Origin of the sequence: Variovorax sp. PCZ-1 (genome assembly GCF_018413605.1) — a bacterium.
Lineage (GTDB): Bacteria > Pseudomonadota > Gammaproteobacteria > Burkholderiales > Burkholderiaceae_C > JANMDU01.
Genome location: NZ_JAHCDN010000001.1, coordinates 1,418,003 through 1,441,657, shown reverse-complemented (window position 1 = coordinate 1,441,657; position 23,655 = coordinate 1,418,003). Strand labels below are relative to the sequence as shown.

Annotated in this window: 20 protein-coding genes; 8 read left to right on the top strand and 12 right to left on the bottom strand. The window is 54.0% G+C overall.

Annotated features, from left to right (window positions below):
* The first annotated feature begins 52 nt into the window (after window positions 1–52).
* Entirely contained in the window at window positions 53–1,354 is a 1,302-nt protein-coding gene (locus tag KIH26_RS06905) for a hypothetical protein (protein ID WP_213443660.1), read from the top strand.
* A 203-nt stretch (window positions 1,355–1,557) separates the two neighbouring features.
* Window positions 1,558–1,905 (top strand): hypothetical protein, encoded by a 348-nt coding sequence (locus KIH26_RS06900; RefSeq protein ID WP_213443659.1) that lies wholly within the window; start codon window positions 1,558–1,560, stop codon window positions 1,903–1,905.
* A gap of 3 nt (window positions 1,906–1,908) precedes the next feature.
* On the opposite strand, the gene KIH26_RS06895 is transcribed toward KIH26_RS06900, so the two are convergent.
* From KIH26_RS06895 to KIH26_RS06880, 4 genes are all read right to left on the bottom strand, one after another.
* The gene (locus KIH26_RS06895; protein WP_213443658.1) at window positions 1,909–2,649 is read right to left on the bottom strand and encodes a nitroreductase; all 741 of its coding nucleotides are present in this window, start codon (window positions 2,647–2,649) and stop codon (window positions 1,909–1,911) included.
* A gap of 5 nt (window positions 2,650–2,654) precedes the next feature.
* Window positions 2,655–3,512, bottom strand: coding sequence for a YbgC/FadM family acyl-CoA thioesterase (locus tag KIH26_RS06890; RefSeq protein WP_213443657.1), 858 nt, complete (start codon window positions 3,510–3,512; stop codon window positions 2,655–2,657).
* Between the two features lie 89 nt (window positions 3,513–3,601).
* Complete coding sequence (locus KIH26_RS06885) at window positions 3,602–4,513, bottom strand: alpha/beta hydrolase (RefSeq protein WP_213444752.1); 912 nt, start codon at window positions 4,511–4,513, stop codon at window positions 3,602–3,604.
* A gap of 47 nt (window positions 4,514–4,560) precedes the next feature.
* Window positions 4,561–5,433, bottom strand: a complete 873-nt coding sequence (locus KIH26_RS06880; RefSeq protein ID WP_213443655.1) for a 2-keto-4-pentenoate hydratase — start codon at window positions 5,431–5,433, stop codon at window positions 4,561–4,563.
* 59 nt (window positions 5,434–5,492) lie between these two features.
* On the opposite strand from KIH26_RS06880, the gene gbd reads away from it, so the two are divergent.
* On the top strand, window positions 5,493–6,635 hold the full coding sequence (gbd, locus tag KIH26_RS06875) for a 4-hydroxybutyrate dehydrogenase (protein ID WP_213443654.1): 1,143 nt from the start codon (window positions 5,493–5,495) through the stop codon (window positions 6,633–6,635).
* Window positions 6,636–6,702: 67 nt separating this feature from the next.
* On the opposite strand, the gene KIH26_RS06870 is transcribed toward gbd, so the two are convergent.
* Entirely contained in the window at window positions 6,703–7,776 is a 1,074-nt protein-coding gene (locus KIH26_RS06870) for an XdhC family protein (protein WP_213443653.1), read from the bottom strand.
* Between the two features lie 18 nt (window positions 7,777–7,794).
* Window positions 7,795–8,700 carry an SDR family oxidoreductase gene (locus KIH26_RS06865; RefSeq protein ID WP_213443651.1) on the bottom strand — a complete coding sequence of 302 codons (906 nt, stop codon included), beginning with the start codon at window positions 8,698–8,700 and terminating at the stop codon, window positions 7,795–7,797.
* Between the two features lie 167 nt (window positions 8,701–8,867).
* Here KIH26_RS06865 and KIH26_RS06860 point away from each other — a divergent pair, with 167 nt between their 5' ends.
* The 4 genes from KIH26_RS06860 (at window position 8,868) to KIH26_RS06845 (ending at window position 13,919) form a co-directional block, all read left to right on the top strand.
* Window positions 8,868–9,734, top strand: coding sequence for an AraC family transcriptional regulator (locus KIH26_RS06860; protein WP_213443650.1), 867 nt, complete (start codon window positions 8,868–8,870; stop codon window positions 9,732–9,734).
* Window positions 9,735–10,021: 287 nt separating this feature from the next.
* Window positions 10,022–10,477 carry a (2Fe-2S)-binding protein gene (locus KIH26_RS06855; RefSeq protein ID WP_503005139.1) on the top strand — a complete coding sequence of 152 codons (456 nt, stop codon included), beginning with the start codon at window positions 10,022–10,024 and terminating at the stop codon, window positions 10,475–10,477.
* 8 nt (window positions 10,478–10,485) lie between these two features.
* On the top strand, window positions 10,486–12,672 hold the full coding sequence (locus KIH26_RS06850) for a xanthine dehydrogenase family protein molybdopterin-binding subunit (protein ID WP_213443648.1): 2,187 nt from the start codon (window positions 10,486–10,488) through the stop codon (window positions 12,670–12,672).
* A 104-nt stretch (window positions 12,673–12,776) separates the two neighbouring features.
* Window positions 12,777–13,919, top strand: a complete 1,143-nt coding sequence (locus tag KIH26_RS06845) for a PQQ-dependent sugar dehydrogenase (RefSeq protein ID WP_249660989.1) — start codon at window positions 12,777–12,779, stop codon at window positions 13,917–13,919.
* A gap of 88 nt (window positions 13,920–14,007) precedes the next feature.
* On the opposite strand, the gene KIH26_RS06840 is transcribed toward KIH26_RS06845, so the two are convergent.
* The 6 genes from KIH26_RS06840 to KIH26_RS06815 all read right to left on the bottom strand — a co-directional run bounded on the left by KIH26_RS06840 (window position 14,008) and on the right by KIH26_RS06815 (window position 22,288).
* Window positions 14,008–17,460: a hypothetical protein gene (locus tag KIH26_RS06840; RefSeq protein WP_213443647.1), complete on the bottom strand. Its 3,453-nt coding sequence runs from the start codon at window positions 17,458–17,460 to the stop codon at window positions 14,008–14,010.
* A gap of 126 nt (window positions 17,461–17,586) precedes the next feature.
* The gene (locus tag KIH26_RS06835; RefSeq protein ID WP_213443646.1) at window positions 17,587–17,886 is read right to left on the bottom strand and encodes a hypothetical protein; all 300 of its coding nucleotides are present in this window, start codon (window positions 17,884–17,886) and stop codon (window positions 17,587–17,589) included.
* 133 nt (window positions 17,887–18,019) lie between these two features.
* On the bottom strand, window positions 18,020–18,274 hold the full coding sequence (thiS, locus tag KIH26_RS06830) for a sulfur carrier protein ThiS (RefSeq protein WP_213443644.1): 255 nt from the start codon (window positions 18,272–18,274) through the stop codon (window positions 18,020–18,022).
* A 189-nt stretch (window positions 18,275–18,463) separates the two neighbouring features.
* Window positions 18,464–19,762 (bottom strand): NAD(P)/FAD-dependent oxidoreductase, encoded by a 1,299-nt coding sequence (locus KIH26_RS06825; RefSeq protein ID WP_213443643.1) that lies wholly within the window; start codon window positions 19,760–19,762, stop codon window positions 18,464–18,466.
* A gap of 175 nt (window positions 19,763–19,937) precedes the next feature.
* Window positions 19,938–21,785 carry an aldehyde ferredoxin oxidoreductase family protein gene (locus KIH26_RS06820; RefSeq protein ID WP_213443642.1) on the bottom strand — a complete coding sequence of 616 codons (1,848 nt, stop codon included), beginning with the start codon at window positions 21,783–21,785 and terminating at the stop codon, window positions 19,938–19,940.
* Between the two features lie 26 nt (window positions 21,786–21,811).
* Complete coding sequence (locus tag KIH26_RS06815) at window positions 21,812–22,288, bottom strand: 4Fe-4S dicluster domain-containing protein (RefSeq protein ID WP_213443641.1); 477 nt, start codon at window positions 22,286–22,288, stop codon at window positions 21,812–21,814.
* Window positions 22,289–22,447: 159 nt separating this feature from the next.
* Between KIH26_RS06815 and KIH26_RS06810 the strand changes: the two genes are divergently transcribed.
* Window positions 22,448–23,569, top strand: coding sequence for a helix-turn-helix domain-containing protein (locus KIH26_RS06810; RefSeq protein WP_249660988.1), 1,122 nt, complete (start codon window positions 22,448–22,450; stop codon window positions 23,567–23,569).
* Window positions 23,570–23,655: the final 86 nt, after the last annotated feature.

Genomic DNA, 23,655 nt, shown 5'->3' with positions numbered 1-23,655 from the left:
AACAAGGAAAATAGCGCAAATAACGAGCCCAAAAAAATACAGGTAGGTTGAGATGATTTTGCGTTGGATCCAAGCAGACAATCGCAGCAAGAAGCTGCCCTCTATTCGCCGGCGAAATACCCCGAAGCTAGATGAGCAAGAGGTGGGGGAGTCAGAATTTAATGCGATTTTGGAAGAGGTATGCGACACGGTGATGCCGCGCAAACCTGCAAAAAAGCTGCCTTTGCACCACGACACCAATCATCCGCATAAAAATGTGGCCAACAGCCACAGCCAAGACATCCCGTGGAGCACGCTCTTCCTCAAGCTCGGCGAAGAAACCTCGGCCAGCCTCACGCAGGCGCTCACTGGCCTGCAGGAAATCGCCCTGCTCCATCCCAATGTTGCTCCAGCGATTGCCAATGTGACAGATCAGCTCGATCACGCCCGCCGCGCTGCAATGATTGCCCAGCAATTCACCCAGCTGCGTGGCTCGCGAGAGCTGCAGGCCAGCGAGGACATCATGCTGCGCCAGGCCATATCGGATGCCATCACTCAACGTGCCCGCTGGCTACACCGGAGAAAAGTCAAAGCGCGCTTGGGTTTGCTGGATGCGCAAATTCGGGCCAATCCTGTTTCACTGCGCTCCTTGATCGACGAGTTGATCAACTGGGCCGGCGGTATGGCGAAAGACATTGGTTTTGCCGTGCGCGAGCCCACGCCCGAACAACCCGGCACACAATTGATCGTGATCGCACGCGTGCAAACGGCCAGCTTAGAGCCCAGCGAATGGCAAAACGTAGGTTGGTATTTATGGCACCAGCTCGCGGCCAGTTTGGGCGCACGCGCAGAGCTACAGGTCACGCAAGAGGCGTTGTCTGTGACGGTGGATTTCGCTGCGCCGCCTCCACATAGCAGCTTGCTCCACACGCAGGGCGTGACAGAAAGCACCTTAGATACCGATATCAGCACCGTCATCTCAGGCTGCCGAGTCTTGCTCCTGCTGGGCTGCAGCGAGGTGCATGAGCAGGCTCATCTTGCTGTCAGCCGCATGGGGCTGCGCGTGAGTGCCTGCGCTAGCGTGATGCAGGCTCGCATGCTTTTGGGCTTGAATGCAGACTCACCGCCTCATCCTTTGCCGCATGCCATCGTGTTCGATGCGAGCGCGCCTTTGCCCGAGATGACGGCGCTTCGCGAGCAATTAGCCCAGCGATACCCAGAGCGAAAAATGGCTTTTGTCGAACTTTCAGACAACGTGGGCAGCGATTTCCACGTGTCTCAGATGGGCGAAGCCTCCACAGCGCATGTTTCCTTGAAAGCTATTCCTCGCTCATTGGCGCCCGCCTTGGTGTTTGAGCTGTGTAAAGTCATCTGAGGAGTGGGTGTATTTCAATATTTTCTTTAAACTAAAATATTAATAAACCTCTTTAACTCCTTGATTCAATTGTTGTTTTCAAGCAAATTTTATGTCTTGTTTATTGAAATGGCTTGCCATCACTGGCGGCTTGACTTAACGTAGCACCTATCAAATAAAAACAAGTTTCAGGGCATAGCATTTTTTATCTAGGTGGTTTATAGATGAGCTGGCTTAAATCCGCATCGGCTTCTTTTTGGGGGGCGGTGGGCATGTCACTAGCGCCTTCTGAGGCTGAATTGGAAGAGCGCACCGAAGAGATTCGGTTGTCTATGCTCAGCACGCTAGGCGAAAATGGCGCGCTGACCTATCCAGCCCTGCGCCGCCGGCTGATGTTTGCGGCTGATACTGAAGCGCTGTGGTATCTGCGCAGTGAATGGATGGGCGCTTTATCCACGCTACATGGCGAGCGTGTGGCTGCGGCGCATCTGCGCAGCATCAATATTCAATTTGAAGGCGTTTTGACCAAGGGCATGAGCTCTCGGCCCAGCCCTCTTTCGTCTATCAAATAAGAATCACAACCAAGTCGTGAAATCTTTGGCATCCACTCGCGTGGTGGCAAAGGTATTGACCAAGGCAGATTCATCGGCATAGCCCAAGCTCATGCCGCAAACCAGCATTTCATTGTCCGCAGCGCCGATGATCGGGAAAATGACTTTGGCGTAGCTATTCCAAGCGGCTTGTGGGCAAGTATGCAAGCCTTGCGCGCGGGCTGCAATCATCACGCTTTGCACAAACATTCCGTAGTCAAGCAAACTGCCGCGCCCCATCACTTTGTCGATGGTAAACATCAATCCCACAGGTGCATCGAAAAATTTGTAGTTGCGCTGATGCTGGGCATGCATGCCAGCTTTGTCGCCTTTGCCGATGCCCAGCACGCCGTACAAGCCGAAACCGCATTCGCGGCGGCGCTCAATGTAGGGCGAAGTCCAAGTAGCAGGGTAATAGTCATACTCTTCCACATACTCTTTGGCCAGCTCAGGGTTGGCAACAATCGCATCATGTGCGGCGCACACGGCTTGGCTGACTTGGGCTCGCTTCTCGCCTTGCAAGACATACACCTTCCATGGCTGGGTGTTCACGCCGCTGGGCGAACGCGCAGCGATTTGCAGGATGTGTTCGATTTTTTCTCTTTCCACTTCTTTCGGCAGGAAAGCGCGATTGGAATACCGACTCAGAATGGCTTGATCTACGCTGCTTGGATCCTTGATTTTTGTGGAGACTTGAGGGCTGGCGAGTTGTTCGTTGATTTTCATAAGACTTAGAGTGTTTTAAACATTTCAATATGCGCGATGCCCACTTCATCAAAGGGCTCGCCACGTTCTTGGAAACCTGATTTTGCATAGAAGCCCGCGGCGCTGCGTTGGGCATGGAGAATGACCTCTTTATCACCGCGTAGCTTGGCTTTTTCAGTGAGTGCGTCCAGCACTTGTCGCCCGAGTTGGCTGCCGCGCAGCACGCGCTTGGAAGCCATGCGGCCAATTTTTCCCACATCGGGCTTGTAGACCAGCAAACGCCCCGTGGCTAACGGCATATCGAGGCGGTTGTAGACGACTGCGTGCACGGCTGTTTTGTCAGCTTCATCCCATTCATCTTCCCTAGCGATGCCCTGCTCTTCAACGAACACTTCTGTGCGCACGCTCGCCGCATCGCGCTCCAGCTCTTGCCATGTACCCACTTGAGTTCGCGTCATGGCCTCGCCCTTTTCGTAGCCTTCAAGCAAGGCGCGCAACGCGTCTGGCACACGGCGCGAGGTTTGCGTGGCGGGGTCGGCATACACGTAGAGCAATTCGCCACTGACCAGCAGCTTATCGCCGTGAAAAATGCCACCTTCAAACACCATCGAAGAATTACCGATCTTGGCGCAGCGCATGCCAATATCCAGCACATCGTCATACTTGGCGGAAGCGTTGTACTCCAGCGTAGCCTTCTTCACATACAGATCGCCGCCCAGCTGGTGCATGGCTTCTTGATAGGGCAAGGCCAAGCCTCGCCAATAATCAGCCACTGCCGTATCCAAATACATCAAATAATGGCCATTGAAAACGATTTTCTGCATGTCCACCTCAGCCCAGCGCACGCGCAGGCGGTGGAAGAATCTAAAGCTTTGTCTGTTCATATCGCGTATTGTTAGCTAAATTCCGTTCGCCCTGAGCTTGGTCGTTGGGCTTCCACAAGCTTCGACAAGCTGAGCCCGAACGGGATGGATCAATGAGTAAAGGCTTGTTTGAGTGCTTGCGCAGCGTCTTGATGAAACTGCCGCGCTTCGGGAAGGATGCGCCCCATTTTGATGAATTCATGCGTCACACCACGGTAAATCTCCAGATCCACCGTCACGCCTGCGACACGCAAGGCATCAGCGTATTCCAAGCCTTCGTCATGCAATGGGTCGCATTCTGCCAAGGCAAGAAACAAAGGCGCTAAACCTTCAAAATTCTCAGCATTTAAGGGAGAAAACCGCCAATCGCCGTCGTACTCACTGCGCAAAGTGCTATCAAAAAAATAGCGTATATGTTCTTCGCCCAGCACATAACCAGTGGCGTATTGCTGCCGAGAAGGGCTCATCTCATAGCCTTTCGTGCCTGGATAGATGAGCAATTGCAGCGCCAAAGGCAGGCCTGCATCACGCGCCAGATGCGCACACACAGCCGCCAGCGTGCCGCCAGCACTGTCGCCACCCACGGCGATGCGTTGTACATCTAAGCCAAGAGATTCGGCTTTTTCCCGCAGCCAAAGCAAAGCATCCCAAGCATCGCTTTGCGCGGCAGGAAACGGATGCTCGGGCGCAAGGCGATAGTCCACCGAGATCACCGCAGCACCAGAAAGCCGAGAAAGCTCTCTGCACAAAATATCATGCGTTTGAATGCTGCCAATCACGAAACCGCCACCGTGGAAGAATAGAAGTACCGGCAGCTTCTCATGTGATGGCGCATAAAGCCGCAAGGTAATTTCCGCGCCATCTCTGCTCGTGAAGCGCATATCCTCTACACGGACAAGTTGCGCCTTCGGCACCTCCAACACATCCGCGCCCTTCTCGTAGGCCTCCCGTGCCTGCGAAGGCGTGAGCTCATGCAAAGGCGTGTGCTGCGCCCGCGCCATGCGCGTGAGCACGCCTTGCATGGCGGGAGTTAGCTTTGCTGGTGGTGGAATATGCTGCAAACTCACGCTTACTTAAAGCTCACGGTCACCGGCTTCGCGCCCGGCAAGCCCGCGTAAGTCACCGTCACTTTCATACCGGCTTTGGTAGGCACGAGCGGCGAGAACGAGCCTAGGCTGATGAGCTGCCCCACCTTCATGGTCTGCCCTTCTTTGGCCAAAGCCTGCGCAAGCCACACCACCGCATTCAAAGGATGCTCCAAAATATCCGAGCCTTTACCGCCGCCCAGAGCCGCGCCCGCGCCATCAGCCATACTCACCTGCATATCGCGCAAGGCATCCAGCATTTGATACTTCTCCGCACGAATGGCAGGCGCGGCAATCGGAGCCCCAAGCACACCCAGCCGCGCGCCCACATTGATTGCGCTAATCGCTGCACCATTCAGGCGAGGCGGCGCTTGTACCACCAGATCAGGCAGCTCGATAAAAGGAATGATCTGATCAATCGCATTGAGCACATCCAACGGTGTTTTGGCCGAATTGATCGCCTCGCTGCTCACGCGCACGAGCATGTCAGCCTCAAACAAAGGGCGCGCACCAAAAGCAGCATCTATGCTTGCGCCATCTTTGAGGAGCATGTTTTCATACAGCTTGCCCCATACAGGCTGCGTCGCGTTGAAGCGCTTTTGCACGGCGGGATTGGTGAGGCCCGCTTTGTAGCCCACCAGTTTTGCGCCCTGCTTTTCCATCATCGCTGTGAGCTTAGTACGGCTGCAATCGCCTGCAGCATCGTTTAAACCTTCAGGGTTTACTGCTGGCGTTTTCGCGTTGTAGCTGGCAAAAAGCGCGGCCACGTCTGCATCGCTCATGCAAGCCTGCGCCTGAAAAGAAACCGCCGCCAGCATCATGGCTGAAACGGCAAAGCATGTTTGTCTGAGTCTCATCGCGCACTCCTCGGTGTTTAAAATCAATCATCTTACAGAACATCCCGAGACAAAACACCATGGCTTTCATCTACTACCTCACGCACATTCAGTTCGACCACGGCGCGATCAAGTTGCTCAAATCAGAATGTGAGCGCGTGGGCATCACCCGCCCGATGATCGTGACTGATAAGGGCGTGCGCGCTGCAGGTATTGTGGATACGGCTATCGCCGCTCTCGGCACACAACCCGCAGCTATCTTCGATGATGTGCCTAGCAACCCCACCGAAGCCTCCGTCCAAGCCGGCCTGCTTGCTTACCGCGCAGGTAAGTGCGACGGCATCATCGCCGTGGGCGGCGGCTCGGCGATTGATTGCGCCAAAGGCATTTCCATCTTGGTTCCACAAGGCGGCGCGCTCAAGACTTATGCCACCATCGAAGGCGGCTCACCCCTGATCAGCGACAAAATCGCCCCCATCATCGCCGTGCCCACCACCAGCGGCACAGGCTCCGAAGTCGCGCGCGGTGCAATCATCATCGTGGAAGACGGCCGCAAGCTCGGCTTCCATAGCTGGCATCTCGTCCCAAAAGCCGCCATCTGCGACCCGCAGCTCACCCTCGGCCTGCCAGCTGGCTTAACCGCTGCCACCGGTATGGATGCCATCGCCCATTGCATCGAAGCCTTCCTCGCCCCGCTCTTTAATCCGCCCGCAGACGGCATCGCGCTCGACGGCCTGCGCCGAGGCTGGGCCCACATCGAGCGCGCCACTAAAAACGGCGCAGACGCAGAAGCCCGCTTCCAACTCATGAGCGCCAGCATGCAAGGCGCCATGGCCTTCCAAAAAGGCTTAGGCTGCGTGCATAGCCTCTCCCACAGCTTAGGCGGCGTCAACCCGCGCCTGCACCACGGCACGCTGAACGCCATGTTCCTCCCCGCAGTTGTGCGCTACAACTCTGCCGCCGAGAGCGTACGAAAAGAAGACCGCTTAAACCGCATGGCCCAAGCCATGAACCTCAGCTCAGGCAGCGACGTCGCTCCAGCCCTGCAAGACATGGTTCACCGCCTCGGCCTGCCCAAAGGCCTCTCCGAAATGAGCGTCACCACCGATCTTTACGAGAAAATCATCGACGGCGCCATGGTCGATCATTGCCACAAACTCAATCCGCGCATCGCAACGCGAGAGGAATATGCGGACATGTTGAGCGAATCAATGAAGCTCTGATTTTCAAGCCTTTTCGGCCTCTAGCCCAATCGATACGTGCGCAAGCAGCTATTGAATTGATAGTAATTCAACGCAAGCGCTGACAGATCAAAGCGCTCTGCGCATCGTTGGGCAAGATCTCCAAATCATCCTTCGCTCTAGAGACTTCCATCTCACGCGGCAGCTTCACGCCATTTTTCACCGCCAGAATCTCAGCCATGATGCTCACAGCGATTTCGCTGGGCAGCTTGCTGCCGATGTAGATACCAATTGGGCCGCGCAGGCGCGCTAGGCTCTCATCCGTCTGCTCAAAATGCTCTTTCATGCGGGCGTGGCGCAAGGCGTTGTTGCGGCGGCTACCAATCGCGCCGATGTAGAAGGCTTGCGTCGTCAAAGCTTCTAGCAGGGCGAGATCATCCAGCTTCGGATCATGCGTGAGCGCGATCACGCAGGAGCAGCTGTCTGGGCGAAAGGCTTTCACCACATCATCGGGCATCTCAGTCGTCAGCTTTGCCTGCGGCACACTCCAGTTGCCGCGATACTCATCGCGCGGGTCACACACCGTCACGGCAAAGCCGTTGAACAGCGCCATCGTGGCCAGATATTCCGCCAGTTGCCCCGCGCCGATCAGCAGCATGCGGTATTCGGGGCCGAAAGTGTTGGAGAGCTGCTGCGCATTCACCGCAAGCTCCTGCGGGGCACTGCTCTCGCTCTGCGTGACTTTGCCGCTGGCCAGCTCCACCGTGCGCAGCATCAAGCGCCCAGCATCCAGCGCCTGAACCAGCTCGGCAAGCAGCGCCGCATCCGGGTCAAACTCCAGCAGCAGCTCCAGCGTGCCCCCACAAGGCAGGCCAAACTGATGCGCCTCATCGGCGCTGATGCCATATTTGATGAACTGCGGTGCGCCAGAAGGTATCGTTCGCTCCACACTCGGATTAGCCACGCCCGCATAGGCCTTGGTAAACCGATCAATCAAATCATCCTCAATACACCCCCCCGACACCGAGCCCACCACCGCCCCACTCTCGCAAAGCGCCATGATCGAGCCCACCGGCCGAGGCGATGAACCCCAGGTGCGCACCACGGTGGCCAGCAGTGCCTTCTTACCCGCCAGCCGCCAATCGCGCAGTTGGCGCAGAACCATCACATCTAAATTTTCCATAGAGGCAATTGTGAATCATTAAGTCTTCGCGCGTAGCCGATTCACCAAGAGATCGTCTTGCAAGATCGCTTCCTTGCGCGACAGCAATTCTTGAACATCCCAGTTGGCGCTCAAATAGCGCCCCTTGGCCCAATCCGCTTGGCCTGAGCAGAGCCAGACGGTGAAGCTAGCGGGCAGATCTGGATGGTCAACAAGATATGCATGGAGCGCTTGTGGCATGTTCAAACCCAGCTCGGTCGAAACACCGCCTGGATGCAGCGCAAAGCACTTGATGCCATCATCGCCATGATCGACCTGGACAAATTCACACAGACGGTTGAGAGCGTGTTTGGAGGTTTGATAATCCGATGCGCCCGGCATCAACAACTGAGCCCCCACCGATGACAGCAAGATCAAATGGCCTCCGCTTCTGCCCTCGCCTGCGCGCTTCTTGGCAGATTGGATCAAATGGGGCAGCGTAAAGCGAGCCACGTGATACGCCCCGCGCACGTTCACATCCCAGTTACGCCACCAGCTCTCAGGATCAGATTCACCGATCTTCGTCCAAGGCCCGAGGAAACCAGCGTTGGCATCGGCCACATCAATCCCACCAAATTGCGCCACGCAATCCGCCACTGCCGCCTCGACTTGCCCAGCGTTGGTTACATCGCAGCTCGATATGCTGCACAGCGTCTTAGGATTGGCTTGATTGACCAAAGCTCGCGTCTCTTGAAGAGCATCTTCTGATCTGGCCGTTAAATACACCGCTTTGGCACCCGCTTGCGCGAAAGCCACTGCTGTGGCCTGACCAATGCCACGCGATGCTCCGGCGATGAAGATAACCTTATCTTTCGCGCTGTCTTTTAGTGCTGATGTTGGGTCAATCGCCTCGTATTTAGCGTGGTGGGCGGTTAAATCTAGGAACTGAGACTGAATGGAAGACATAAGTAGCTCACTGTTTGTGATGATGAAGAATGAACATGATGCTATCCAAGTGCGCCCATTCTCATGAGCCACATTCTCCACGCCTCATGCCAATTCCTCCAAATCAGCACATTTTCAGGTGCATCGTCAGACATACGCTGCTAGCATCCGCCTACTAGGAGAAACGCATGGATCTTTCGCGCATGACCGAGCTAGCGACCCGATACTTGGCTAATTACGGCAGCAACAATCCGGGGTTGAATCGGCTATGTGCTTTCCGTGAGGAGGCTCCGAGCGAGATAGAAGTTTCGGTCTACGAGCCAGCTTTGTGTTTAATCCTACAAGGCAGCAAGATGGCGAGCATCGGCGATCAAAGTATCAAGCTCAGCCCCGGAAAAGCTTTGCTCATTAGTCATGATCTTCCTGTGGTCTCGCGCATCACAAAGGCAAGCGCGAGCGAGCCTTATCTTTCCTTCGTGCTGTTTCTCGATGTGCAACTGATTCGCGGCCTCTACGAGCAAGTGGCCGATTTACCACCACCGAATCCTGATGTCCGATCCCTATCAGTGGCATCTGCGGAAGCCAGTTGGCTTGGCTCCTTTCTGCGATACATCGAGTTGATGGATAAGCCGCTGGATGCAAAGGTGCTTGGCCCATCAATCCTGCGAGAAATCCACTATCGCCTTTTGCTCTCATCCATTGGGCAAAATCTGCGAAACCTTCTTGTGGCAGACAGCTACGCGAGCCGGATTGCGAAAGCCATTGGCCAATTGCGATCTGAATACCGCTCCCCGCTCCGAGTATCGGAGTTGGCGAAGATCGCAGCCATGAGCGATTCATCTTTTCATAAACACTTCAAGGATGTGACGGGCACAACGCCACTCCAGTTTCAAAAGGATCTGCGCTTGATTCAGGCCAAAGTCTTGCTCAAGGAAATGGGCAATGCGGTATCAGACGCCGCATTCGCCGTGGGCTACGAAAGCCCAGCTCATTTCAGCCGCGACTACAGCCGCAGATTCGGCCTTGCACCCAGCTCAGACGCAGCAAGATTCTGATCGTCCCGTTCCGTTCGGGCTGAGCTTGTCGAAGCCGTTGAGAGCCCTTCGACAAGCTCAGGGCGAACGGTATTGTTATTAGGGCGAGAAACTGGCACGGCGTGACTACTGAAATAGACAGAATTGAGCACGTCATCAAGAGAAATTGGCAAGACATACAAATCCTGTTAAAGCATGATGAGCTCATTGCTGCATTTCAAAATAAAAAATAGCAAATGAAGCCTCACCCTAGTAATTGACTTTGCTAGACAAGTTTCAACTCGTGTCTTCCCAACCCATGGAGAATCATCTTGACCAATTTCACCTTGAACGGTAAATCCGTATCTGTAAACGCCGAGCCCGACACCCCCTTGCTTTGGGTATTGCGTGATTCGCTCAACATGACAGGCACCAAATTCGGCTGCGGCCTAGCGCAGTGTGGCGCGTGTACGGTGCATGTGGATGGTGAGCCTGTGCGCTCGTGCATCACACCAGCCGCATCCGTTGCAGGCAAAAAAGTTACAACGATTGAAGGGCTCTCAGCCAAAGGCGATCACCCTCTGCAGAAAGCTTGGATCATTGAGCAAGCGCCACAGTGCGGCTATTGCCAAAGCGGGCAAATCATGCAGGCAGCGGCGCTCTTAGCAAAGAACAAATCGCCTACTCGTGCGCAAATCGTGGAGCACATGTCAGGCAATATTTGCCGCTGTGGAACGTACAACCAAATCATCGCTGCCGTTGAGCGTGCTGCGAAAACAGCGTGAGGTTCAAAATGAATATCCATCAATCTCCCCAAAATGAATCTCGCCGCAGTTTTTTATTGAGTGCTGGCGCGTTTTCTGTGTCGATTTCCTTTGTGGATTCTGCAATAAGTCAGGCCAACACCAGTAACTCGGCTAAGAATTTTTCACCCAGTTTATGGATGACGATCGCTACGGATGGAATAGTGACGCTGACATCTCCAGTATCTGAATATGGTCAAGGTGTCATGACATCTGTGCCCCTGATCATTGCTGAAGAGATGGATTTGGATTGGGCAAAGTGCAAGGTGGTGTCTGCAGTCGTGGAAGCGGCTGGCAACGCCAAAGCTTTAGGCAACCCCATGTTTGGCGGCGCCATGATCACAGGCGCTTCGCGCACCACGCAAGGCTATTGGGAGCCAATGCGAATGGCGGGTGCTCAGGCCAGAGCCGTTTTGATTGCAAACGCAGCCTCTAGATGGGGAGTGCCAGCGGCGCAAGTGACAACTGTGCCTCATGCTTGCGTCCACACCCCGAGCGGCCGGCGGCTGACCTATGGCCAAATTGCAGCGTTCGCCACAGCGCCAGCGACGATGCCCGTAGTTGATAAGTCGCAGCTCAAAAAAATGGCAGACTTTCGCTTGCTCGGCAAAGATTTGCCGCGTGTCGATGGCTTCGATAAGATCACAGGGCGCGCCAAATACGGCATCGATCAACGCCTCCCCGGCATGCTCTACGCTTCTGTTTTGCGTGCGCCAGTGCAAGGTGAAACACCCGTGTCGTTTGATGAAGCAGCCGCCAAAGCCGTCAAGGGCGTGCGAAATATCGTGCGCCTGCCCTATGGCATTGCCGTGGTGGCAGACAACACATGGGCCGCACTTCAGGCCAAACGCGTGCTCAAAGCCACATGGACTACCACCTCAAAAGCCCGCAGCTACTCTTCGGATAAAGCGATGCTTGAATTCGTCGCGCGGGCGAAGAATCCAGCGGATACTGGCGTTGTGATGGGCTCTCACGGCGATACCGAGAATGCTTTGAAGACAGCCGCCAAGCGTATTGAAGCAACGTTTACCACCGAGCATGTATCGCACGTGTGCTTGGAGCCTATGAACGCAACGGCCGTGGTGCGCAACGGCAAGCTTGAAGTGTGGGCGCCATCACAGGCCGCCACCACCGTGATCGGCGCTTCCAGCTCGCCGCTTGCCGGCTTCAAGCCTGAGGACATCACCGTCAACATCCCGCTGATGGGTGGCGCTTTTGGCAGGCGCATCGAGGTTGACTTTGTTCTCGACGCCGTACTCGTTGCCAAAGCCATGCATGGCACACCCGTGCAGGCGGTGTGGAGTCGTGAAGATGACGTGGCAGGAGATAAGGTGCGGCCGATGATGGCGCAGCACATCTCTGCTGGTGTTGATGCCCAAGGCAATCTCATTGCCTTCAAGCACAAAATGATTGGAGAATCCATCATGGGTCGCTTCGCCCCTGATTTCTTCGCCAGCTTAGGCGGAAAAGATGAGCCGGTGTGTGAAGGCTTTGAAATCAACTATGGCGTCGAACATCGACTTGGGCAATACCTGCGCGAGCAGCGCGGCGTAGATGCTGGCTTTTGGCGGGGCGTAGGCGGTGGCTACACCAAATTCGCGATTGAATCGATGATCGATGAGCTCGCACGCAACGCCAACAAAGATCCGCTCGAATATCGCCTTGGCCTGCTGGCAAAACAACCTCGCGCACAAGCTGTGCTCAGAGAAGTAGCCGCTATGGCCAAGTGGAATGGCGGCAAAGCCAATGGCAACCGCGCACTCGGCTTGGCCTACTCTGACATCTGGAATTCACATTGCGCAATGATCGTTGATGTTTCAGTCAACGGAAGCAATATTGTCGTGCATCAGATCTGGAGTGCTGTCGATTGCGGCATCGCATTACAGCCCGGCAACATTGCGCGCCAAATCGAAGGCAGCGCAGTATGGGGCGTGTCTGCCGCGTTGAAAGAAAAGCTCACTGTGGTCAACGGTGAATTTCAGCAGAGCAATTATCATGACTATCAGGTGATACGCGCCAATGAAACACCGCGAGTGAACGTGAAAGTCTTGCCCACTGACAACAAGCCCGGCGGCGTTGGAGAAGTAGGCATACCGACCGTTGCACCAGCGATTTCAAACGCCATTGCCTCGATTAGCGGCAAGCGCTTGCGTGAACTGCCTTTCAGAATGGCGTAGCATTATTGGTGATTCCAGAATTGATAACACCGTTCGGGCTGAGCTTGTCGAAGTCTAGTCATCCTTCGACAAGCTCAGGACGAACGGCAATTGTTTGCAATCCTATGTCTTCCATCAACCGCCGCACCCTCCTCCTGTCAACAAGCGCTTGCGCCGCTATGCCTGCCTGGGTGAGCGCCCAAAAAGCACCCGCGCTTGTCACGATTACCAAAGGCCTCGATCATCCTTGGGGGCTTGCGTTTCTGCCAGATGGCTCCGCGCTTGTCACGGAGCGTTCTGGCCGCTTGCGCAGAGTGATCATCAACGACAAAAGACTACTTCCACCCATCACAGGCACACCTGAATCAGCCAACAATGGCGAAGGCGGCTTGCTAGGACTCGCTATCGATCCTGAATTTCGCGCCAACCGCTTTGTCTTCATGGCGTTCACAGAAACACGGGGCGGCGGTACGGTGACATCCGTCTTCCGCGCGCGCCTGAACGAGGCACACACAGCCTTGGAAAATGGCAGGATCATTTTTCGGCAAAACGTAGTTGGCCAAGAAAACAGCCACTACGGCGCGCGCATCGTGTTTGATCGCAGCAACCATTTGTTTGTCACCACAGGCGACAGGCAAAGCTGGCAGGATAAAGGCTTGAAGGGCGAGGTTCAAAAACCCGAGACTTACATTGGCAAGATCATCCGCATCACGCGCGAAGGCACTGCCGCGCCCGGCAATCCAAAATTGCCAGGCTGGGCGCCGGAAGTCTGGTCTACTGGGCATCGCAATGTGCAAGGCGCAGCGCTGCATCCGGAAACCGGCCAACTCTGGATCTCGGACCATGGCCCGCGCGGCGGCGATGAAATCAACATGCCAGAAGCCGGCAAGAACTATGGCTGGCCCGTCATCAGTTATGGCGTGGAGTATTCCGGCGGCAAGGTCGGTGAGGGAACGTCAAAAGCAGGCATGGAGCAACCCGTTTACTACTGGCAAGAGACTGTCGCGCCATCAGGCATGACGTTCTATTCGGCAACCAAATATCCCGATTGGAAAGGCAGCCTCTTCGTCGGCTCCCTCAGAGGCCTGCACCTAGCCCGCTTAACCTTCGCCAACGGCAAAGTCGCATCACAAGAAAAACTCTTCAACGGCTTCTCCCGCTTCCGCGATGTGGTGCAAGGCCCAGATGGGCGGCTTTATGTGCTGACCGATGAGCCTAACCCAGGCGGAGGCCTCTATGTGATTGGGGCGGCTGGAGACGCGGCTTAGAGCTTGCATAGAGAAAATGCAACTTGACCAGAAAATTCCTAGGTTTTCCATGCAGTGAAGTGTGGATCAACTTTGATGCAGTGAGAATTTATGTTGGCGTCTCTTCACTGATAGAAGTAATCTCGCTGTCAATTTCAGGAATGATTCCAGAAACAAGAATACCGTCTACCAAAAGCTGTTCTGCAGAGCGCAGGCTTGACATGATTTTCGGTAAAACTGTTACTGCTGGAATAAGTGCAGGCCTGTCAAACACTGATGACCAAACCCCAGATGCCTCCCGTACTTTCGGCATTGATAATTTGCGGTCATTTGCTTCGCCTGATACTGAAGCAAATAATTCATAACTTTCATCCTTATTATCTATCCGCTCGTCGCCAGTGAAAATGCGCAGTGTCAGAGACCTACTGACGGTTGGATCGATAGGGTTCTTAGTTTTTCCAGGTTCAAAATAATAAATAGCGGGTTCAAACTCTACAGAATATCGGTTTAACAGTCTTCGCATGCTGTCGCCAATTAACAGCCCATCTATTTCTGTAAGTGACTTAGCCTTGTCACAACCATCGATCAATAAATCCGGTGCAGGTAGCATTTTCACAGCGTCCCCTATGCCTTTTCCCCATTCGGCAGCAGCGAGCTTAGTTGTGAATTTATATGCCCAAGCACCACACAACTCATCTAGGCAATCTAGCCATCGCCCTCTCCCACCTTGTTGTGAGGGGCTGTCACCAAACACATTTTTCAGGCTGCAATGAGTTGATAGAAAGTTTAACAGCCCCCGCGTCACCTTATCTCCTGGTTGCGCCAAGGTTCCCATGTAGAAACTCAAACCAATACCCTTTGCCTCGAACATCTGTTTTAATTCTGCGAAAGTCTCAGCCAAACTGATGTCTAGGCTGTATCCACCGACGCTACGACCAACTTCGCCAAATCGATTGACAAGCTCGCGGTACGCCCAATCATCATAAGGACCTGGCGACATCTCTAGCTTGATATTGTTAGAGTACCCAAAGGTGAAATGACCTCGGCGGTATAAGTTAGCGGGGTAAACCGTGTAACTGCCTGCGTCTGGATCAGGGCCATCAACACCATAGTATTGCGGTTTATTGAACTTAAGATAATGATCCGGTATGCCCCGTCTTCGATCATCAATACGAATCCAAAGCATGATCTCCCCATCTGCCCCTACAGCATCAGTAATGCTCTTTACACGCAATGAATAAATTTCGTGATAGTCACCTCTGCCTCGCCATGCTTCTTTCATGAAGGGACTATCGACCCAAGCATCGATTGACTCCAAACCACCAGTTAACTGACAAAGACAGGATAAACGCGCAGCATCAAAAAGACGCTCACAGTCATCTTCTTCTCTAATACTGCTATTCAAACTCTCAGCTGACCGATCAGGTACTACCCATCCTCGTGGACGTGATAGATACGGACTAAATAATTGCGATTCAGCGGTACTCAACTTTGTAATACCAAGACTCAGCGCTAAACTCAGGCGTAAATCTGATGGCCAAGACAGAGCTGGTAAATTCTTCTTGCTTAACTTAAACGAATCAATACGGCCACGGGAGACCACGGCCAGGAAATGCTCACATGCACGCAAATAATGTCGCTCTGCATGTACTTGCGCTAAATCTGAACCCAAAATTGCCACGGCACGTTGATACCACTTTAGTTGCAAAACCAAGTCTCTAAATATTTCCGGGCAAGTGATACTGGGTTTTAGTGCACCTCCACCGTGTCCAAACATCATCTCTGAATGCAACGCAATCTTGATAGAGCTCAGCGCCTCATCAACGATTATGGGATGACATACATTAGATTGGTTACCGTTCAGAGACTCCTTCATAAGTAGACGCTTTGACTCTGCATGTAGGCCGTTGGGAGGCCAACTAAGTGCGCTCAATAACCCTGTTCTCTTCTCTTCGGGGTACGATGAATCAGAATGCAGCAACAGGTCCTCAATCAAATACCTAACACTATCGTTCACAAGCGATGGATTTAACTCCAACAGTCTATTGAAGCCAGCTTCTAGGTTCACCAAAGATAATCCACTCTCTTGCGCCACGTGCGTGTATTCCCTGAATTTTTGTGCATCACGTGCAGTAAGTACCCACGCCTTGTGTATTTCCGAGATTACTTTAGGGTAGTCGCTGAGCTTGCGTGTTTTTGTTCTTGTGAATATTTCTTGATTGGCATTTTTTATCCCGAGTACGTAGGCTTCGAGCACCATTTTCTTAATTACATTCTGTTTGTCTTCAACTGAGGCGGCTAGCGCCAACGCTGTTCGAGCATTCTCAAGCGGTGCTTGAAGCTGTAGATACAAAACCTCCGTCTGATAAGAACTCAGAAGTTGCACATCGCTTTCAAGCTTATCGAGTTTGAAATTAATCAAACCAAAGTTTGTTTGTGCGATATCAATAAGTCGATCAATTTTTTTATCAACCGCTGAGACTTGCCGACTGATTTGCTCTAATCGTTTCACAACACCCTCGATTGCCTTCAATATCTCAGCATTTACATTTGCTCCGCCTTGCTTCCCGAACACGCCGAGTGCACCTGCAATCGCAAATGAAGCTCCCAAACCACTCGAGAATGCTGCAAGTTCAAAGCCTTTTTTTAGAATCGAAACTGATTCGGCAATCGCAACAGCGGAACTCACAATTGTCTCAATCGCTTTACCCTCCTTCGGATTATTGATTCCAACGATCAAGCCGACGATTGACCCCACCGCCCTGACATCTTTGAGCGTCTGTGCCCATTGCGCTGAATCGTCTGGTGCTTCTTTTGTCAAAAGAACATCTAACTGTCCTTGCAACTGGCCAACGGCAACGGCTAGACCTGCAACGTCCTTGCTTGTGTTTCTTAGTATCTTCTCAATTTCGCGAACTTTCTCGGCATTACTTTTGCCAGTTGTCATGACGGCATTTAGTTTCTCGCCAAGCTCTTTTGTAAGTACGGATGACGTTCCTTGTGTATTTTTTGTATAGGCATCTAATATTGCTGCTGGCGAGTTCGGGCCTGGAATCTGTTTCCACAGTTCATCCAGTTTTGCTTTCTCAGATTTAATGCCAGCCATAACATTTGCAGGAAGAGTATTCGCTTCGATTATTTCTTGGTATGCAAGATAAGTAGCAGGTAGTCTTTCGATGGCTTGCAAAAGTAGCTCAGGCTGCTCTATGCGAATTTTTTCTGCGAACTCCTTTCTCTTTTCTTGGTCTTTTTCGTTCGCATAATCAATAAACAGATTCACGCCTCCAACTACCAAGCCGGGCACTGGATTCGGAATCGCATCAGCACCTAATCCAATAGCTCCACGAACCAAAGTGGTTTCTGGCGAATCTATCATGGCTCTGAAACCCGGAGAAAAATAACCATCACCCGTCAGCCCATCCGCACCTAGCGTCGTCGCCTGAAGGATTGCAGATGCGAGCTCTGGATTCGTCACTGCTTCTGCTTTTGTAGTAGCAATCCAGAGCTGCGTAGCAGGTTCACTAGATTCGACAGTTCCGTAAGACGAGTACACGGTATCCATAGCATCTACTCCAGGTGGTTATTAAAAACGATTGGTACTTTTGACAAACTCTTCTACTTTATCGTATAGGGCATTGAAGTGCATCCCAAAAACTGATGACTTGATCGAGTGAGGACTATTTCTCTGCTATCCACCGCCCCGCTGCATATAGAGATCAAAGCGCTTCATGAAGGTGTAGCGCTGATCGTCATTCAGGCCTTCAAAGCGAAACTTCACCAGCAGGCGGGGCATGCTGATGAGGGCGATTCGGCGGGGTTCTCCGGTTTGCCAAAAAATGTCTAGGCTACCTGTGCCTAGTTGGGCATGGGCGCTGTTGGGGGTTTGTTGCCACGCGACGTTTCCCATGGCTTCCGGGAGCCAGCCTAGCCATTCGGTTTCTGTGCAGCCCATTTCTCGGTCGAACTGAGCTGGGTAGTGGCTTTGCATGGGTTTTTAAGAGAAAAATGGCAAGTAGCCGGGAAGAATATTGCGCGTAGCGCTATGAAATTAGTAGTAGCTACGGGTGGATTCTTACACTGGCGCACGTAGAGGCTTCGACATCAGAGCGAACGGTGGCTTATTAGCCGCCTGCGATGGGTGGCCAGATGGCGAGTACGTCGCCTTCTACCAAGCTGCGGGTGGCGCGGTCTTCTGGGTTGATGTAGTGGCCGTTGACGAGGACGAGATGGACGAGCTTCATGGGGAGGCCGAAGGGCTCGATGATTTGCAGGATGCTTGCGCCTGAATCGACTTCTAGCTCGACGATGTTGCTGCGGCGGGCATCGGGGGGCAGATAGTCGGTGAGGGAGGCGAAGAGCTTGAGGGTGATTTTCATGAATGCTTAGTTTAATGATGCGCTTCTGGCGAACCAATGTCCTTTTGAACGCAAAATTCGCAAAAGTACGCAAAAGCCGCAGAAAAGAAACAACCAAATTTGATTTTTCTTTTTTTTGCGGCTTTTGCGTCATTGTTGCGCTTTTTGCGTTCAAAAATACTGCTGCGTTTTACTCAAATCGATCAATCGTTAACGTCCGCGCCGAGAAACATCCGCAGCCCCACTCCACTCGTTCTGCCCTTGCGCCGTGGCGATGTAGGCGGCCATGAGTTGGGTGGGGTCTTTTTTGAGTTTATCTTTCCAATCGCCCATGCGTATCTGCCCTTCCACCAAGCCGCGCATCGCGCCCACATGCTCGGTATAGCCGACGCTGTTGCAGCCCACGAGCACATCTCCTTGGAATTGCAGGCTGAGGTGGCGGCCTTTGGCGGCATCGGTGATCTCGACATGCTCGCCACCGGTGCGGCCTTGCCAATCGCCGAAGCTGGTGGAGATCATGCCCAATGTGTCCAGCACGTTAATCTGCGTGACGCCGCGTAGATTGGCTTGCGCCTTGCGGCCACGCGCATGCGCGACCATGTTGAGCGCAGCCACCCTCGCCTGCTCAGCGGCATTGGGTTGAATGGCGCTCACGATGGTTTTGCCGCTCACTTTGTCGAATGCCTCCGCGCAATCGCCTGCGGCAAAGATACCGGGCACATTGGTTTGCAAGTGCTCATCTGTCAACACGCCGAGCAAGCAAGTGATGCCGCTGCCTTCTAAAAAGCCAATCGCAGGACGCACGCCTGCTGCGCTGATGACCAAATCAGCGTCCATCGTGGAGCCATTGGAGAGCTTGACTTTAAGTGGCGTGCCGGGCGTGATGGCTTCTACGCGCGTGCCTGTGTAAACCTTCACGCCTTTTGATTGCACCCATTCGCTGATCATGCCACCAGCCGTGGGCCCCATCATGCGCGGCACCATGCGGTCTCCCATCTCCACGACGCTGAGCTGCACACCCCGCGCGGCCAGCGCTTCCATGATGATGCAGCCAATGAAGCCTGCGCCGAGCTGCAAGACCTTCGCGCCAGGCTTGGCCAGCTTCATGATGCTGCGCGCGTCTTCTAGCGTCCAGCAGTTGTATACGCCGGCTGAATCAATGCCGGGCACAGGAGGTTTGATGGGGTGTGAGCCGGTGGCAATCAGCAGCGTGTCAAAACCGAGCTGCTTACCATCATCCATTACTATCTTTTTGGTAGCAACCTGCACAGATTTCACGCCGGCGACAACTCGATTTATCTTTAAATCTTGGTAATGCGTGGGGCTCTTGCGCAGATAAGTGCCCTGCTCTTGAACGTTGCCCACCAAGAGATACGGAATGGCCATGCGCGAATATGGCGCTTCTTTTTCATCGCCAATCAGGGTGATCTCGTCTTGCGGCGCTTGCTTACGAATCGTCTCCGCAGCAATCACGCCCGCTGGGCCTGCGCCGATGATGATGTGGTGCATTGTTTGCCTCTTCTTAAAGTAAATAGTGATTTAGAGAGAGAGGAACGCAAAATTCGCAGAAGAAACGCAAAAGACGCAAAAGAAAACCCGCAAGGATTTTTTTTGCGTCTTTTGCGTGGTTTTGCGCCTTTTGCGTTCTCTTGGTCAACACCCAAAGATGCCAACCAAAAGAAGACTACAAACCCAGCCGCTCTTTCGTCTTCGCCGTTGGCCGGCCTTCTGGATCCCAGCCGCGCACTTCGTAGTACTTAGGCAGCATCTTGGCCAGTTCGTTGACTTTGCCTTTGGTGGGGCCGCTGGTGGCGGGCTCGGTGAGCAGGCGTTTGGGCAAGGAGTCATCAGCCTTGGTGAAGCCTGCGGCGTTGTTGAATTCGCGCTCCATGTTCCAGATGCGCTCGCCGATTTTTTCTAGCTCTTCGGTGGTGTATTCCGCATCGCAAGCGGCTTGCATTTGCGGCGCGAGATCGGCCAGGCCCCAAGCGAAGGTGGTGAAGACGCAAAGGCCTGATGAATCGAAAGCGGCTGTGGCATCTTGGAAAGCTTTCACAAGCTCTGGCTTGCCTTCGTGCTCGAGCGGATCGGTCTTCACAGGAATGCCGAGCACTTCTGATGCGATGGTGTAGCCACGCAGATGGCAGCCGCCGCGATTGCTGGTGGCGTAAGCGAGGCCGATGCCTTGAATGCCGCGCCCGTCATACGCTGGGAACTCTTGGCCTTTGCTGCTCATGGAAAGCTCTGGGTGGCCAAACTTTGCGGTGAGGCGCTTGGAGCCTTGGCCAATTTCTTTGCCGAAGCCACGACCGTTCACGGTTTCATCCGCGAAGAAAGCCAATGCGCGCGCTGAGCCGAAAGGCGCTTCGATGCCGAGCTGCTCTTTGGTGAGCACGCCCATTTCGTAAAGCTCCATCACAGCGCCTACAGTTGCGCCGAAACTGATCGGGTCAATGCCCTCTTCGTTGCAGATCACGTTGGCATATTGCAGTGCATCCAGATCGTTCACGCCATTGGCCGCGCCGAGCGCCCAAGCGGCTTCGTATTCCAAGCCGCCAGAAGCGCCCCAGTATTGCGGCTTGTTTTGTACGGTGAAGTGGTCTTTGTCGATCGTTTGAATGCGGCCGCAGGCGATGGTGCAGCCGAAGCAGGCTTGATTGGTCACCAAAGGTTTTTTGCCATCGGTGGGGCGCGGTGTGGCCATGGCTTCGGCGGAAATGTCTTTTGCGCCTTCGAACTGGTTGTTTTTGTGATTACGCGTTGGCAGCGCACCCACTTCGTTAATCACGTTCATGAGCACTTGCGTGCCATACGTTGGCAGGCCTTGGCCAGTAACGGCGTTTTCGGCAAGAATTTTCTTCTTCTCGAAAGTGACTTTCATGAAAGCCTTCGGATCGCGGATATTGCCCACGCCCTTGGTACCGCGCACGGCAATGGCTTTGAGATTTTTGCTGCCCATCACCGTGCCTACGCCTGAGCGGCCAGCAGCGCGGTGCAGATCATTCACCACGGCGGCAAAGAGCACGCCGTTTTCTCCGGCTTTGCCGATGCTGCAAACGCGGGTAAGCGGATCTTGCAGGCTCTTCTTCAGCGTGCCTTCGGTTTCAAAAACGCTCTTGCCCCACAGATGCGAAGCATCGCGCAGCTCGGCCACATCGTCGTTGATATAGAGATACACCGGCTTGGCTGATTTGCCTTCGATAGCGACCATATCCCAGCCTGCCATCTTGAGCTCTGCGCCCCAGTAGCCGCCGGAATTGGAGCAAGCAATTGCGCCGGTGAGCGGGCTCTTGGTGGAGACGGTATAGCGCCCGCCGGTGGAGGCCATCGTGCCTGTGAGTGGGCCGGTGGTGAAATAGATTTTGTTGTCGGGTGACAGCGGATCAACTTTGGGGTTGACCTCGGTGGTGAGGTATTTGGCGGCGAGGCCGCGCGAGCCGATGTAGGCGCGCGCCCAGTTGCTATTAAGCGGCTCAGATTTCACTGTGCCAGCGGTGAGGTTAACGCGAAGGATTTTTCCAGCCCAAGACATGATGTTTCTCCTGTGGGTTTATGGAATTAGGAGGCAGAAGGCTGATTGCCTAATTTGTCTGCCCAAGATTTCATTTTGTCGATGCCCGTCCAGTTGGCATCCACGAAGGTTATGGCCTGTGTGGGGCAGGCTTCTGCGCAAGCTGGCTCGCCGCCGCAGAGATCGCACTTTTGCACCTTGCCAGTCTCTTGCACATAGTTGATCGTGCCAAATGGGCAGGCAATCGTGCAGACTTTGCAGCCCACGCAGGTGGATTCGTTGACCACTTTCGCGCCTGTGGCTTTGTCAATCGTGATGGCCTCTACCGGGCAAGCATGCAAGCACCAAGCTTCATCGCATTGCGTGCAGGTGTAGGGCACTTTCTTGCCGGTGTGATGAAAGTCAAACACCTTGATGCGCGATTTACTGGTGGCATAAGTGCCGTAGTTCTCAAACGAACAAGCCATTTCGCACTGCAAGCAGCCCGTGCATTTATCCGGGTTGATGTGCAACATCTTTTGCATGAAATTCTCCTGTGGGTATGTGCTCTGAAAGGCCAAAGCTTTGCCTGTAACTTCACCAATCATTGTTGGGCAACTGGACAGAACAGCACCTGAGGTATACCCTTGTGTGCGGCGCAGCATTTCATTTATTCTCAAAATGACACAAAAATGCTGGCTACTATGACTGTCATGCAAATGCCCTCCTCTTCATCGACTCGACTTGATCTCATCACGCAATCGCGCAATGTGTTGCTCGGCGGCAAGCGTGGGCAAGTCGCGGTGCATGATTGGATTGCGGCTTCTTGGCGGCGATGTATCGAAGCTGGGCATGAACCGCAGCGGAGAGTGGCATTTGATGTGATCAGCAGTGCGATGCAACGCCGCACGCGCGAGGCCAATCGGCAGCTTGCGCAAGCCGCGCAAAGCACTCTGCTGCAACTAGGGCAAGCCATTGCGCCGATTCGTTATTTCGCCATTCTCACCAACGCGCAAGGCGTGGTGGTGGCGAGCAGCGGACAAATTGATTCTCAAGACCGCCGCGCGACGCTGATCACCCGCGAAGGCGTAGATTTATCTGAACGCGCTGTAGGCACTACCGCCATTGGCGCAGCACTTGCCGAGCAAGCCGATGTGTGGCTGCATCGTGGCGAACATTTCTTTGAAGACACCAGTGCATATTCCTGCGCGGGCTCGCCGATTTTTGATGGCGCGGGCCGCTGCGCGGGCATGCTTGATGTCACAGGTATTGAAGTACAAGAGCGCCCCGAGTTGATTCACCGCGTGAGCAGCGCAGCTCGCCGCATTGAAAACCAGCTCGTGCTCGCCAACCCACACACCCTCGTCGCCCACCTGCGCTGGGCAGGCGCAGACGCACTCGGGCGCGAGGCCGAGGGCTTACTCTGCTTGGGCGAAGACGGCCAAATCTGCGCGATGAACCGCACAGCGCGGCAGATGCTCGGAGTGTCTGAACTAGCGAGCGCCTCTCACGCCAGCGATGTATTCGCCACCGATTGGAGACGCTTGTTTGATGCACAGCTTGGGCAGGCTGCACTTGAAGTGCCGCTATGGAGCGGCCTGCAAGTCGAGCTGCGCACCAGCCGCAGCGGCAAGCTCGCCCCGAAAACCACCTCCTCCGTTGTCGATACACGCGTACGTCATAGCGTAGGCGCGCTCAAAGCGCATGAGGTCGATGTGATCCGAGATACCGTCGCTCAACTCAAAGGCAATGTGGCTGCCGCAGCCGAGAAGCTGGGTATCAGCCGCGCAACGGTGTATCGCAAACTACGCTCAGGCTCACGATAGCTGCGATTGTTTAATCATTGTTTTATAAGTCGAATTGACCTATAGCCGGTATAGATACTGCGCGAAATGCTATTGAAATAGTAGCG